16 protein-coding genes are annotated in these 12,849 nt (G+C 66.0%); 5 read left to right on the plus strand and 11 right to left on the minus strand.

Annotation, left to right across the window (positions count from 1 at the left end; translation table 11 throughout):
- Nucleotide 1: 1 nt before the first annotated feature.
- Genes AC1RP5_RS02820 through AC1RP5_RS02845 form a run of 6 tightly spaced genes read right to left on the minus strand, consistent with a single transcriptional unit; the run spans nt 2 to nt 5,377 of the window.
- On the minus strand, nt 2-1,366 hold the full coding sequence (locus tag AC1RP5_RS02820) for an NAD(P)H-dependent oxidoreductase (RefSeq protein WP_493109053.1): 1,365 nt from the start codon (nt 1,364-1,366) through the stop codon (nt 2-4).
- 23 nt (nt 1,367-1,389) lie between these two features.
- Nucleotides 1,390-2,190 carry a phytanoyl-CoA dioxygenase family protein gene (locus tag AC1RP5_RS02825; protein ID WP_493109054.1) on the minus strand — a complete coding sequence of 267 codons (801 nt, stop codon included), beginning with the start codon at nt 2,188-2,190 and terminating at the stop codon, nt 1,390-1,392.
- A 50-nt stretch (nt 2,191-2,240) separates the two neighbouring features.
- Complete coding sequence (locus AC1RP5_RS02830; protein ID WP_493109055.1) at nt 2,241-2,912, minus strand: GntR family transcriptional regulator; 672 nt, start codon at nt 2,910-2,912, stop codon at nt 2,241-2,243.
- Between the two features lie 39 nt (nt 2,913-2,951).
- Entirely contained in the window at nt 2,952-3,911 is a 960-nt protein-coding gene (locus tag AC1RP5_RS02835; RefSeq protein WP_493113282.1) for a glycerophosphodiester phosphodiesterase, read from the minus strand.
- The gene (locus tag AC1RP5_RS02840; protein WP_493109056.1) at nt 3,862-4,809 is read right to left on the minus strand and encodes a M48 family metallopeptidase; all 948 of its coding nucleotides are present in this window, start codon (nt 4,807-4,809) and stop codon (nt 3,862-3,864) included. The genes AC1RP5_RS02835 and AC1RP5_RS02840 overlap by 50 nt, the downstream gene beginning before the upstream one ends.
- Before the next feature lie 13 nt (nt 4,810-4,822).
- Entirely contained in the window at nt 4,823-5,377 is a 555-nt protein-coding gene (locus AC1RP5_RS02845; RefSeq protein WP_493109057.1) for a LemA family protein, read from the minus strand.
- A 64-nt stretch (nt 5,378-5,441) separates the two neighbouring features.
- On the opposite strand from AC1RP5_RS02845, the gene AC1RP5_RS02850 reads away from it, so the two are divergent.
- Nucleotides 5,442-5,909: a nuclear transport factor 2 family protein gene (locus AC1RP5_RS02850; RefSeq protein WP_493109058.1), complete on the plus strand. Its 468-nt coding sequence runs from the start codon at nt 5,442-5,444 to the stop codon at nt 5,907-5,909.
- 9 nt (nt 5,910-5,918) lie between these two features.
- Here the strand turns inward: AC1RP5_RS02850 and AC1RP5_RS02855 are convergent, their stop codons facing one another.
- Entirely contained in the window at nt 5,919-6,908 is a 990-nt protein-coding gene (locus AC1RP5_RS02855; RefSeq protein ID WP_493109059.1) for a TauD/TfdA family dioxygenase, read from the minus strand.
- A 26-nt stretch (nt 6,909-6,934) separates the two neighbouring features.
- On the minus strand, nt 6,935-7,774 hold the full coding sequence (gene dapD, locus AC1RP5_RS02860) for a 2,3,4,5-tetrahydropyridine-2,6-dicarboxylate N-succinyltransferase (protein ID WP_493109060.1): 840 nt from the start codon (nt 7,772-7,774) through the stop codon (nt 6,935-6,937).
- Nucleotides 7,775-7,849: 75 nt separating this feature from the next.
- Here dapD and nudB point away from each other — a divergent pair, with 75 nt between their 5' ends.
- On the plus strand, nt 7,850-8,302 hold the full coding sequence (gene nudB, locus AC1RP5_RS02865) for a dihydroneopterin triphosphate diphosphatase (protein WP_493109061.1): 453 nt from the start codon (nt 7,850-7,852) through the stop codon (nt 8,300-8,302).
- On the plus strand, nt 8,299-9,690 hold the full coding sequence (locus tag AC1RP5_RS02870; protein ID WP_493109062.1) for an MFS transporter: 1,392 nt from the start codon (nt 8,299-8,301) through the stop codon (nt 9,688-9,690). The genes nudB and AC1RP5_RS02870 overlap by 4 nt, the downstream gene beginning before the upstream one ends.
- Before the next feature lie 2 nt (nt 9,691-9,692).
- Here AC1RP5_RS02870 and AC1RP5_RS02875 read toward each other — a convergent pair whose 3' ends face one another.
- Nucleotides 9,693-10,172, minus strand: coding sequence for a VOC family protein (locus tag AC1RP5_RS02875; protein WP_493109063.1), 480 nt, complete (start codon nt 10,170-10,172; stop codon nt 9,693-9,695).
- A gap of 10 nt (nt 10,173-10,182) precedes the next feature.
- Entirely contained in the window at nt 10,183-10,893 is a 711-nt protein-coding gene (locus tag AC1RP5_RS02880) for a DUF1428 domain-containing protein (RefSeq protein ID WP_493109065.1), read from the minus strand.
- A 57-nt stretch (nt 10,894-10,950) separates the two neighbouring features.
- Here AC1RP5_RS02880 and AC1RP5_RS02885 point away from each other — a divergent pair, with 57 nt between their 5' ends.
- Both AC1RP5_RS02885 and AC1RP5_RS02890 read left to right on the plus strand, forming a co-directional pair.
- Nucleotides 10,951-11,397, plus strand: a complete 447-nt coding sequence (locus tag AC1RP5_RS02885) for a MarR family winged helix-turn-helix transcriptional regulator (RefSeq protein ID WP_493109066.1) — start codon at nt 10,951-10,953, stop codon at nt 11,395-11,397.
- On the plus strand, nt 11,394-11,888 hold the full coding sequence (locus tag AC1RP5_RS02890; protein WP_493109067.1) for a GFA family protein: 495 nt from the start codon (nt 11,394-11,396) through the stop codon (nt 11,886-11,888). The genes AC1RP5_RS02885 and AC1RP5_RS02890 overlap by 4 nt, the downstream gene beginning before the upstream one ends.
- Here the strand turns inward: AC1RP5_RS02890 and AC1RP5_RS02895 are convergent.
- Entirely contained in the window at nt 11,885-12,811 is a 927-nt protein-coding gene (locus AC1RP5_RS02895; RefSeq protein WP_493109068.1) for an AEC family transporter, read from the minus strand. The genes AC1RP5_RS02890 and AC1RP5_RS02895 overlap by 4 nt on opposite strands.
- Nucleotides 12,812-12,849: the final 38 nt, after the last annotated feature.

Genomic DNA, 12,849 nt, shown 5'->3' on the forward strand with positions numbered 1-12,849 from the left:
GTTACTGAGCCGCGATCTTCGCCGCCGCGGGCGCGAAGTCGCGTTCCATCTCGCGGCGGAGCTTCACGGCGGTAAGGGACTCGTCCATCACGACGTCGGCGTAGGTCAGCGACTGGCCGGCCTTGATCGGCTTCACCAGCTTGACGTTGTGCGCGAGGCCGAGCGGCAGGCTGCCGAGGCCGGTCGACTTCTCCGACGGGAAGAGCTTGCCGTAGACCGTGTAGCCGCCCTCGCCGTCCAGGATCTCGCCCGGCTTGAGGTCGCGCTTGGCGGTGGCGATGACGTCGGCGTGGAAGCCGATCGGCGTACCGGTCGGCTCCTTGCGCAGGCCGATCGAGGCGACCGACATGCCGACCTCGAGGCCGATCAGGTGCCAGCGCTTGTACATGACCGAGTACCGGCCGCTCGGGTCGGTCTGCAGCATGTACTCCTCGAAGCAGTTCTTCTGGTACTCGGTGGCCGCCTCGAACACGACCCACACGCCCTTGCGGATTTCGTAGGGGATGGCGCGCCCGTCCTTCTCCAGCGACGAGGCCACTTCGACCTGGCCCTTGTGGTGGAGCTGGCCACCTTCCGAGATCGGCCGCATCACGAAGGGCAGGTCCTCGACCGAGCACGGCGGGAAAGCGAGGCCGTCCGGCGCCGGCGTGAGGCCGGTGGCGTTGGCGACGGCGGTGCTCTCGATGGCGGGTTTGGAGCCGTCGAGGAAGGAGTTGAACATCTTGGGGTTCAGGCCGCCGCGCTTGGCCTGTTCCTCGTTGAGGCCCCAGTACTTCCACACCGTCTCGGGCGTCGACTGCGCGAAGTGCGGCAGCCACTTGTGGCCGCGGCCGGCAGCCGTGACCTCGAAGCCCGAGGTGCGCGCCCAGTCGACCAGCTCGCAGATCAGCGCTGGCTGATCGCCGTACGCGAGGGAGTAGATCACACCGGCGGCGGCGGCGCGCTTGGCCAGCAGCGGGCCGCAGAAGGCGTCGGCCTCGACCGTCACCATCACCACGCTCTTGCCATGCTTGAAGGCTTCGAGTGCATGCTCGACGGCCGCAATGGGATCGCCGGTCGATTCGACGATGATGTCGATCTCGGGATGGCTGACCAAAGCGCGCCAGTCATCGGTGAGGTAGGTGCTGCCGTGCTTGCGCGCGTCGGCGAATGAACTCGCTGACGTCACGTCGGGCTTCCAGCCCAGCCGCGCCAGGTTCTCGCGCGCGCGATCGGGCGAGAGATCGGCGATGCCCAGCAGATGGATGCCCGGCGTCGTCGGGATCTGCGACAGGTACATCGAGCCGAACTTGCCGGCGCCGATGACGCCGATGCGCAGCGGATTGGCTTCGGCCGCACGGGCCTGAAGCATGCGATGCAGACTCATTTGTTTCCTCCGGAAGTCTTTGTCTATTCCGCCGCGACCTTGCGGTTGACGGCGCGGATCACCGCATCGTCTTCCCACGCATCGATCGGCGTGAAGTCGCGGTGCGCAATGTAGTCCGGCCGCTTGAAGCGGCGGATCGCGTTGCTGACCGAATTATAGGTCACATAGATGATCTGGCGATCCCACGGCGACATGTTGGGGCCGCTGCCATGCACCAGCGTGCCGTGGAAGAAGATCGCCGAGCCCGGTCCGCCCTTGGGGGCGACGATGCCGCCCTGGTCGACCAGCTTGGCGATCGTGTCGTTGTCGATCGTCCACAGCGGATAAGACGTGGTGGTGAGGTCGTGGCTGGCCTCGATCGCGCCCTTCTTGTGGCTCTTGGGAATGAACCACAGAGGACCGTTGAACTCGTTCACTTCGTCGATGAACACGGCGAGGTTCATGGCGCGCGCCTCGGGCATGTCGTCGTCGGCCTTCCAGGTGCCGTAGTCCTGGTGCCACTGCCAGACATCTCCGTCGAAGGCGGCCTTACCGTTGATCTTGAACTGGTGGATGTAGGTCTTGTCCTTCAGGAGCTGCTCGGCCGGCTCCACGAAGCGCGGATGATGGATCAGCGCCTCGAACACCGGATGATAGGTGTGGACCGCGAAGGCGGTGCGCACGACGTCGCCGGACTTCTCGCGGATGTTCTCGGGGCGGCGCTGGGCGAAGACCTCGGGCACCGAAGATTTCAGGATCTTCGTTTCTTCCGGCGAGAAATACTCGGGGAAGAAGAGATAGCCTTCTTCGTCGAATTGCTTCAGCTGCTCAGAGGTGAGCTTCATGGCGGTTCCTCCTTGGCTTTTCAGTCTTTGCTTTGTAGTGAACGCCGTCTTCAGGCGGCGCGGGAAATCACGACCTTCAATCGTCCGGTGAGAATGTCGGCCATCTGCTCGGCATGGCCGCGACAGAGCGCTTCGGCCTCGGCGGCCTGGCCCGCTTCGAGCGCGCGCAGGATGCCCTCGTGTTCGTCCCACACACTGATCCGCAGATCCTCCTCGCTCAAGGCCGCCGCCATCACCCGGCGCAGATGCTGCCAGTGCTGCTGGGCGGTCTCGCCGATCACGGGATTGCCCGAGGCTTCGTAGACGAAGAGGTGGAAGTCGATGTCGGCCTCGATGACCGACGGCACGTAGCGGCTCGCCACGGCGCGGCGGCCGACGTCGAGCAGGGCGCGGCCACGTTGCATGAGGTGTGGCGTGTAGTTCGCGGCCGCGAGCCGGGCGGCGGCACCGTCGAGGGCAGCGCGGACGACGTAGAGGTTGCGCGCCTGCTGGACGTCGAGCGGGGCCACGCAGACGCCCTTGCGGCCGGCGTCGATCAGGAAGCCCTCGCGGCGCAGCATCATCATCGCCTGGAGGACCGGCTGGCGCGACACGCCGAACTGCTGGGCGATCTCTTCCTGGGTGATCCGGGCGCCGGATTTCAGCTCGCCTGAGCAGATCGCTTCCAGGACGGAATCGTGAATTCGCTCGGAAAGATCAGGCTCGGGCAGTATCGGGCGCATGTTCTGTATACAGAACACAGCGCGGCCTGAGTCAACCGCCTAGCGGCTTTTCAGGCCCTTTGAGCTGAGAATCTGGGCCCCGCGGTCGGGGTAATCGGTGATCAGCCCGTCGACACCCCCGTCGATCAGCCGGGCCATCTCGGCCGGGGAATTCACGGTCCACGGCACGACTTTCAGACCAAGGGCCTGGGCTTCCTTCACATTCTCTGCAGTGACGTTCCGCCAGAACGGCGACCAGGTCGCGCAGCCGGCTTCCTTTGCCAGCCGGGGCACCGATCCGCCCTGCGCCGCCAGGTCGAGCCCGCCCAGCCAGGGCGAGGGGCGGCCGCTGGCGCGCTGCACCGTGTCGAAGTTGCTGCTCTCGATGGTGAGGCAGGCGGTGGCGATCTCCGGCGCGAGCTTCTTCGCCGCGATCAGGCCGCGCCAATCGAACGACTGCAGGGTGCTGCGCGCCTCGGCCTTTGCCTTGCGGATGCCCTCCACGGCGGCGGCGGCGAAGACGGCCGGATCGAGCGTGAGCTCGGGCTTGGCGGGGTCGGTCTTGATCTCGATGTTGAAACGCACGCCTGGCGCGGCCTGCGCGAAGAATTCGGCGAGAGTCGGGAAGCGCTGGCCGTCGACCGGCTTCTGGTCGGGGAACTGCTGCGCGTATTTGCTGGCCGGATTGATGCGGCCGATGTCGTAGCGCTTCAGCTCGTCGAGGGTCAGCGTGCGGATGGCGGGGCCCGGTGCGGTGAGCCACTGCCCGTCCGGCCCGCGCACCAGATCGGGATTGAGATAGGGGTCGTGGCTGATGACGACGACCCCGTCGCGCGTAACCGAGAGGTCGGTCTCGAGCGTCGTGACGCCGAGATCCTGCGCCACCTTGAAACCGGCCAGCGTGTTCTCCGGCGCCAGCCCGCGCGCGCCGCGATGGCCCTGCAGGTCGAACGCCCCTGCGAGGCCTGCGCTAGCTGCCCAGATTGCGCAGGCGAGCGATGCGATCCTCGATATCGGGATGCGTGGCGAGAAGCGCCGGCGTCTTGGAGGTGAACTGGTTGATCGGGTTGACGATGAAGAGGTGCTGCGTGGCACGACTCACTCCGGGAAAGGGCGCCGCCTTCTCTGCCAGCTTGCCGAGGGCGGAGATGAGACCGTTGGGATTGCGCGTGAACCGTACCGACGTCGCATCGGCAAGATATTCGCGCTGACGCGACACCGCCATCTGAACGGCCTTGGCCGCGAGCGGCGCCAGGATCGCGACCACGAGCAGGACGACGATCAGGATGCCGCCGCCCGAGCTTCCCTTGCGGTCGCTGCTGCGGGTCGAACCCCAGTTCATGGTGCGCAAAGCCATGTCGCAGACCAGCGCGATCAGGCCGACGGTGACGCCGACCACCACCATGTAGCGCGTGTCGAGATTGGCGAGGTGCGCCATCTCGTGCGCCACCACGCCCTGCAGCTCGTCGCGATTGAGTGTGTTCAACAGGCCGCGTGTCACGGCGATGGTGCCGCTGCCGACACGATTACCCGTGGCGAAGGCGTTCAGCGCATCGGTCTCCAGCACCATGACCTTGGGCATCGGCACGCCGGCGGCGATCGAGATTTCCTCGACTACGTTGTAGAGCTGCGGCGCGTCCTGCTTCTCGATTTCCTTGGCGCCAGCCATGCCCAGCACCATCTTGTCGCCGATCGCCAGCGAGATCGCGCTCCAGCCGACGCTGACCACCGCCATCAGGCCGGCGCCCAGGATGCCGACATGGCTCACGACCGGCAGCGTGTCGGAGGATTCGCCTTCTAGCAGTGCGCCGACGAGGTAGCCGACCGCAGCAGCCAGCGCCGTCAGGATCACCAGCAACACCATCGTGTTGCGGCGGTTCTCCGCCTGTGCGGTGACGAAGTCGGTGGTGGCGCTCATGCGCCGCTACCAATCAGCGAAGCGCGACCTTCGGCACTTCGCGCTCGCTCTCGGGCATGTTGAACAGGTCCATCGGCCCGAAGCCCAGCGACGCCGCGGCCAGCACGGCGGGGAAGCTCTGGCGGCGGGTATTATAGTTGTTCACCGAGTCGTTGTAGAACTGGCGCGCGAAGGCGATCTTGTTCTCGGTCGTCGTCAGCTCCTCCTGGAGCTGCATGACATTGTCGTTGGCCTTGAGCTGCGGGTAGTTCTCCATCAGCGCGAACAGGCCGCGCGTCGCCTGGGTGAGCGCGGCCTCGGCCGGTCCCGACTGGGCCGGATTGCCGGTCGCTGCCACGGCGTTGTTGCGCGCCTGGACCACCTTGGTGAGCGTCTCCTGCTCGTAGCCCATGGCGTCCTTCACCACCTGCACGAGATTGGGAATGAGATCGTGACGCCGCTTCAGTTGCACGTCGATCTGGCTCCAGGCGGTCTGCGCCTGGTTGCGGCCGCCGACGAGGCCGTTGTAGACGGCGATCAGCCACAGGCCGATCAAGACGACGATGCCGAGGACGATCCAGAGGCTCATGCCAGTTCTCCTTTGCCGCAGCCGCCAGTCTAGTCATGATCGGGGCCATTCGGGAGGAATAAGGATGGATACGTCAGCTCTGCTGAAGTCTTTTTGCTCGGCCGTCGAGCGCCGGGACGGCAAGGCCTTTGCCGGCCTTTTCACCGAGGATGCCGTCTATCATGACGTTTTCTACGGCGATTTCGCGGGCCGCGAGCGGATCGCGGAGATGATCGACGACTGGTTCCATCGCACCGCGCACGAATTCCGCTGGGACATGCACCGGCCGGTGAGCGACGGGAAGATGCTCTACGCCTACTACACGTTCAGCTACGTCTCGAAGCTGCCCGGCGCCGAGGGCAAGCGCGTGGGCTTCGAGGGCTGCTCGATGATGCAGCTCCGCGACGGCCTGATCCTCGATTATCGCGAAGTGGCCAATGTCGGCCCGGCCTTCGTCGAGCTGGGCTTCGCGCCCGAGCGCACCTCGAAGATCCTCGCCAAGGAAGGCGCGCATCTCAAGGGTCTGCCCGAGTGGAAGCGCCACCTGGCCTGACGGTAACCGTCAGCCGTTGTAGGCGCGGCGGCCGCTGTCGCGCAGCCACAGGCGGATGAGCAGACGCTTGCGCTCCGCCTCCGGCCAATCGCGGAACCCGGTGCGCTTGTGCCCGAGTGCGCGATTGTCGATGAGCTGCATCTGACCGGGCTGGAACACGAAGCGGGCTGCCATGCCCGGCGCGTTCAGGATCGCCTCGAAGGCTTCGAGGGCCGCAACACCCTCCGGGTCGAGCGCGATGCCGGCTAGAGCGTGGCCGTTGGTCACCTGGAAACGCGACAGCCGGGCGATCAGCCGGTCGGCCTCGCGTTCCAGCATCGGGTGGTGTGTCGTCATGATGTCGTCCGGCGCATGCTCGCGCTGGCGGTCGAAGTAGAACGGTTGGTACAGCCTCGTCAGCAGGTCGGGATGCCGCCGGCGCATCTCTTCGTGCGCGGCGGCGAAGCTCACGATGCCGCTGACGCCGCCTTCCATCGCCGTGCGCACGCACAGCAGGCCGACATAATGCGGCGGCACGAGATTGTAGCTGTTGTCGGTATGGAAGTTCTGCTCGGCGTTGGTGACGTCGGGACGCACGCCGTTGCCGGGCGGTTTGCCGAGATCGGTGACCTCGTAGATCGAGGTGCCATCCCATTTCTGGGCCACCGGACGGGCGACTAGTGAGGCGAGCAGCCACCATACGGCGCGTATGCCGTCCCGCGACCAGCGCTCGACGGGCAGACGGTCGATGATGGCGAAGCCTGGCCCGCCGTCGAGACTCAGTTTGACGTCGCGCATGAAGGCGCGCGAAGCGTCGAGCTGGAAATCCTCCGGGCGCAGCAGGAGGAGCGGCACGGGATCGCGATCGAGCGTCGTAACGAGTCGATCGAGTTCGTGTTCGACGTCACCGGGAAGCGCGATCCGCCCGGCTTCCGGCGCCAGCGTGTCACCCCGCCAGAGCAGCCGATCGGGCATTGCCTCGCGAGGCAATGGCACGGAAAGATCGGCTGCGTCGGGCATGAGGGCTCTCCGCGGGTGTCTTGCCTTTAGTCGCGCAGCAGGTCGTTGATCGAGGTCTTCGACCGGGTGCGCTCGTCGACGGTCTTGGTGATGATCACGCAGTAGCGCGCGGGCTTGTCGGGTCCGCCGCCCATCGTGCCGGGATGCACCACCGAGTACGGCGGCACCTTGCCGATATGGATCTGGCCGGTCTCGCGGTCGACGATGCGGGTGTTGGCCGAGATGAACACGCCCATCGACAGCACCGAACCGGTACCGACGATCACGCCTTCGACGACCTCGGAGCGGGCGCCGATGAAGCAGTCGTCCTCGATGATGACCGGGTTGGCCTGCAGCGGCTCGAGCACGCCGCCGATGCCGACGCCGCCCGAGAGATGGCAGTTCTTGCCGATCTGGGCGCACGAGCCGACGGTCGCCCAGGTGTCGACCATGGTGCCCTTATCGACATAGGCGCCGAGGTTGACGAAGGACGGCATCACCACGACCGACGGGGCGATGTAGGAACCGCGGCGCATGATGGCGCCCGGCACGGCGCGGAATCCGGCCTTGGCGAACTTCGCGGCGTCCCAGCCGGTGGTCTTGAGCGGCACCTTGTCGAACCAGGGAGCGGCGCCCATGCCCGGGAACGACGCGCCGCCGTCCATCGGGACCGAATCGGTGAGGCGGAAGGAGAGCAGGACGGCCTTCTTCAGCCACTGATGCACAACCCACTCGCCGCCAAGCTTCTCGGCGGTACGGAAGCTGCCGTCGTCGAGGCCGGCGATCGCCGCCTCGACCGCGTCGCGAACCTCGCCCTTGGTCGCGCTGTTGACGCCATCACGCGCTTCCCATGCCGCGTCGATCACGGCTTGCAGCTGCTTGCTCATCGTAAATCCCTCGAAAAATGCCGCCGGACCATAGCGGCGGGAGGCCCGGAGTCAATGTTCCGGCTATGCTGCGGCATGGGCTTCAAGATCCCCGAATCGGTGCTGGTGGTGATCCATACGCCCCGGCTGGACGTGCTTTTGCTGGAGCGGGCCGGGCAGGGTCTGTGGCAGTCGGTAACCGGCTCGCGCGAGCTGGACGACCCCGACCTCGAAGCCACCGCCCGCCGCGAGTTGCTGGAGGAAACCGGGCTCTCGGTCGGCACCCTCACCAACTGGCGGCAGACCAACCGCTACGAGATCTGGGCCCAGTGGCGCGGACGCTATGCGCCGGACGTCACTCACAATGTCGAGCATGTGTTCGGCTTCCAGGTGCCCGAGCTGACCGTGGCGACCCTCGACCCCGCCGAACACGTCGCCCAGCTCTGGCTGCCCTGGCAGGAGGCCATGGAGAAGGTCTTTTCGCCCACAAACCGCGCGGCGATCTGGCAACTGCCGAAGCGCGTTCTCGGGCATAGTGGCCCGGCATGACAGATCATCCCGCGGCCGCACCGCCCGTCCGTGAAGCCTCGAAGCTCGGCCAGTTCAGCTGGGCGCTGTTCGATTGGGCCAACCAGCCCTTCTTCACGATCATCACCACCTTCATCTTCGCGCCCTACTTCGCCAACGTGCTGGTCGGCGATCCGATCAAGGGCCAGTCGGCCTGGGCCTTCACGCAATCAGCGTCCGGCATCCTGATCGCGTTGATGAGCCCGTTTCTCGGCGCCATGGCCGATGCCGGCGGTCGGCGCAAACCCTACATCTTCTTCTTCCAGCTCCTGCTCGTCGCTGGCTGCGCGGGCCTGTGGTGGGCTTTCCCCAACCGGTCCGATCTCATCATGCCGATCAGCTGGGCGGTGATCCTGGCCACGATCGGCGCCGAGATGTCGATCGTGTTCAACAATTCGCAGCTTCCCAACATCGTGCGGCCCGAGCGCATGGGCTGGCTGAGCGGCTTCGGCTGGGGACTGGGTTACTGCGGCGGCCTCATCTCCCTGTTCGTCGTGCTGGCCGTGTCGATGCCGTCACTGTTCGGGCTTTCGGCGAGCGACCAGCCACTGTTCGGTCTCGACGTGCCGAGTCACGAGCTCGAGCGCCTGGTCGGCCCGGCCTCGGCGCTGTGGATCGCGATCTTCGTGTTGCCGATGTTCCTGTTCACGCCGGATTCCGCCGGCGCGCGGCGCCAGCCGCTGCTCGTCGCCGCACGCGAGGGCGGCCGCTCGCTCTGGTCGACGCTGAAGCGCGTGCCGCGTTTCGGCAACGTGCTGCGCTACCTCATCGCCTTCATGCTCTACAATGACGGGCTCGCCGCGATCATCGCCTTTGGCGGCGTCTATGCCGCCGCGACCTTCGGCTGGAGCACGGTGACCTTGGGCATCTTCGGCATCATCCTGACCGTGTTCGCGATTCCCGGCGCCTTCCTCGGCGGCAAGCTCGACGACTGGATCGGCAGCAAGCGCACGGTGCAGTTCGCCATCGCCGGCGTGATCGTGGCGACCCTGGGCATCGTCGGCGTCACCGCCACGCATGTCCTGTTCGTCGTGCCTGTCGACCCGATCAGCCCGACGCGCGGGCTGTTCGGGTCGGTGCAGGAGAAGACCCTGATGGGCTTCGCGCTGCTTCTCGGCTTCTGCATGGGGCCGATGCAGGCGGCCAGCCGAACCATGGTGGGCCGGATCGCGCCGCACGGCATGACCGGCGAGTTCTACGGACTGTTCGCCCTGTCGGGCCGCGCCACCGCCTGGATGGCGCCATTCGCCATCGGCGTCGTTACGGCAGCGACGCAGTCCACCCGGATCGGCATGGCCTGCGTCCTGTTCTTCCTGGTGCTGGGCTTCATCCTGCTCTGGAAGGTCCGCGAGGAACGCGCCCAGGTCTGAAGTCAGCCTTTTCGCGCCGCCTCGATCTTGGAGACGTCGATCTTCTTCATGTCCATCATCGCCTCGAAGGCGCGCTTGGCCTCGTCACCGCCCGCGGCCATCGCCTCGGTCAGCGCACGCGGCGTGATCTGCCACGACAGACCCCATTTGTCCTTGCACCAGCCGCAGGCGCTTTCCTGGCCGCCATTGCCGACGATGGCGTTCCAGTAACGGTCGGTCTCCGCCTGGTCGTCGGTCGCGATCTGGAACGAGAAGGCCTCGGTCTGCTTGAACACCGGGCCGCCGTTCAGGCCGAGGCAGGGAATGCCCATGACCGTGAACTGGACCGTCAACACGTCGCCCTTCTTGCCCGACGGATAGTCGCTGGGCGCCTTGTGGACGGACGTCACCTTGGTGTCGGGAAAGGTCTTTTCGTAGAAGCGGGCCGCCTCTTCTGCATCCTTGTCGAACCAGATGCAGATCGTGTTCTTCGCGATGGTCATTGCCGTCCCCTTACACGTCGAGGATCGGCGAGAAGCCGCCATAGACCATGCGCTTGCCGTCGAACGGCATCTTCTGGTCCTTCATGCGCTGGTCTTCCATCATCTTCTTCCAGCCTTCGTCGCGCACCTGCTTGGAGGGCCATTCGACCCACGAATAGACGATCTTCTCGTCCGGCGTCGCTTTCACGGCGCCCTTGAAGTCGGTGACCTTGCCATCGGGCACTTCATCGCCCCAGGTCTCGACGACGCGGACCGCGCCATAGTCCTTGAACACCGCCGCGGCCTTCTTCGCCATGTCGAGATAGGCCTGCTTGTTGACGGCCGGCACAGCCGCGAGGAAGCCGTCGACATAGCCGGTCTTACCCTTCGCGCCGGCTTCGTCGAGGATCGGTGCGAAGCCGGCGACGATCATGCGCTTGCCGTCGAACGGCATCTCCATCTTCTCCATGCGCGGGTCGCTCATCAGCTTCTGGTGCGCCGCGTCGGCGACTTCCTTGCTGGGATATTCGATCCACGAGAAGACGACGATCTCGTCGGGCGTGGCCTTCACCGCGCCCTTGAAGTCGGTGAGCTTGCCGTCCGGCACATCGTCGCCCCAGGCCTCGACCTGGCGGGTGGCGCCGAATTCCTTGGCGATCGGCGAGAAGTCGGCAGCGGCCTTGCGATAGGCTTCCTTCTTGTCGGCCGGCACCGGCAACACGAATCCTTGTACGTAGGTCATTGCATCCTCTTGGCGGTTGATTTCGAGGCGATGGGTTGATATCAACGTAATTGTATCATGTCAAAGAAGCTGAACGCCTCGTTCGAGACGACGTTGCACGTCTACGATCATTGCCTGTGCTTCGCCGCGCAGCGCGCCGCGCGTGCCCTGGCACGCCGCTTCGACGAAGCTTTGTCACCGCTTGGTCTCACCAGCGGGCAGTTCTCGCTGCTGACCTCGCTCAATCAGCCCGAGCCGCCGTCGATGGGGTCCATCGCGGCGCTGCTGGTGATGGATCGCACGACCTTGACCGCGAACCTGAAGCCGCTGGAGCAGCGCGGATTCGTGAAGATTTCCATCGATCCGGATGACCGTCGCGTGCGACGACTCATTCTGACGCCAGCGGGTCGCAAGGTGTTACAGTCGGCCATGCCGGTCTGGATCGAAACACATGGCGAGATCGATCGCCTCGTGACGCCGCACGATGGCAAGGCTCTGCGCAGCGGCCTGCGGGCTTTGGCGTGACAACGCTCGCCTGTGCTTGCGGCAAGGTTGAATACGAAGCGACCGAGCCCGCGATTCTCGCCGTCGTCTGCTACTGCGACGATTGCCAGGAAGGCGGCCACCGCATCGAGGCGCTGGCGAACGCACCGCCGGTGCTGGAAGCCGATGGGGGCACTTCTTGCGTTCTCTACCGCAAGGACCGCGTCCGCTGCACGCGCGGCGCTGAGCTGGTGACGAAGCTCAAGCTGCGCGAGAAGACGGCGACCAACCGGTTGGTCGCGACCTGCTGCAACTCGGCGCTGGCGATGAGCTTCGACGATGCGAAGCACTGGATGCCTTTGTTCCGTGCGCGCTTGCGTGGGCCGGTGCGGCCGCTCGACATGCGCATCTGCACGAAGTTCGCGCCCGATCCGAACAGGATCCCCAACGACGTGCCGGCGCACAAAAGCTTCGCCTTCAGCTTCATCTGGAAGCTGTTAGGCGCCCGGCTCGCGATGATGCTGGGCCGCTAGGCGGCGATGATGCCGATGCCGGCGGCGACGAACGGCAGGGCGACCAACGCGAACAGCGTCTGCGTCGCGGTGATGCCGGCCATCAGCGGCGCGTCGCCGCCCAGCTGGCGCGCCATGATGTAGGCCGAAGAGGCCGTCGGCAGCGCCTGGAAGAGCAGCGCGGTGACGAGCGCCGGTCCCGTCAGGCCCATCAGCGAGGCCACCGCGACGGTCACCACTGGCATCGCCAGGAACTTGATCGCCGAGGAGGTGGCGACCGGTCCGACCCAGCGGCGCACCGATCCGAACTCCAGCGCCGCGCCGACGCAGAGCAGGCCGACCGGCAGCGACGCCGCGCCCAGCGACCGCAAGGCCGGCTCGACGCCCGCCGGAACGCTGAGGCCCAGAAGCTGGAAGGCGATGCCGGCGAAGGAGCCGAGCACCAGCGGATTCGTGACGAGCTGCTTGGCGATGCCGCGGCCGGTCAGCCGCGCGGCGCCGTGGCGGGCGAAGACCAGCACGCAGAGGATGTTCACCGTGGGCACGATCGCGGCGTTGCAGATGGCGGCGAGCGCAATGCCCTGCGCCCCGAAGAGACCGGCGGCCAGGGTCACGCCGACATAGTTGTTGAAGCGGATGCTGCCCTGGAAGATCGAGGTGAAGGACGGCCCGTCGACCCTCAGCACCGGCCGCAGCGCCACGACGAGCGCGGCCACGGTCAGGGTCGAGAAGACCAGCGTCGCGGCAAGCTCGCGCGCCGGCAGCGATTCGAGCCGGGCCGTGGCAAGGCTATGGAAGAACAGGCAGGGGACCAGCACGTAGTAGCTGAGCCGTTCCGCCTGCGGCCAGAACCCTTCGGCCAGGAAGCCTTGCCGCTTCAGGACCATGCCCAGCGCGATCAGCAGGACGATGGGCAGCAGGGCGAGGATCACGTCGGCGGTCATGCTCCATGGTGTACGCCGCCGCGAGGCACGAGGAAAAA

Source organism: Reyranella sp. GW821-FHT12G01 (assembly GCF_058806575.1).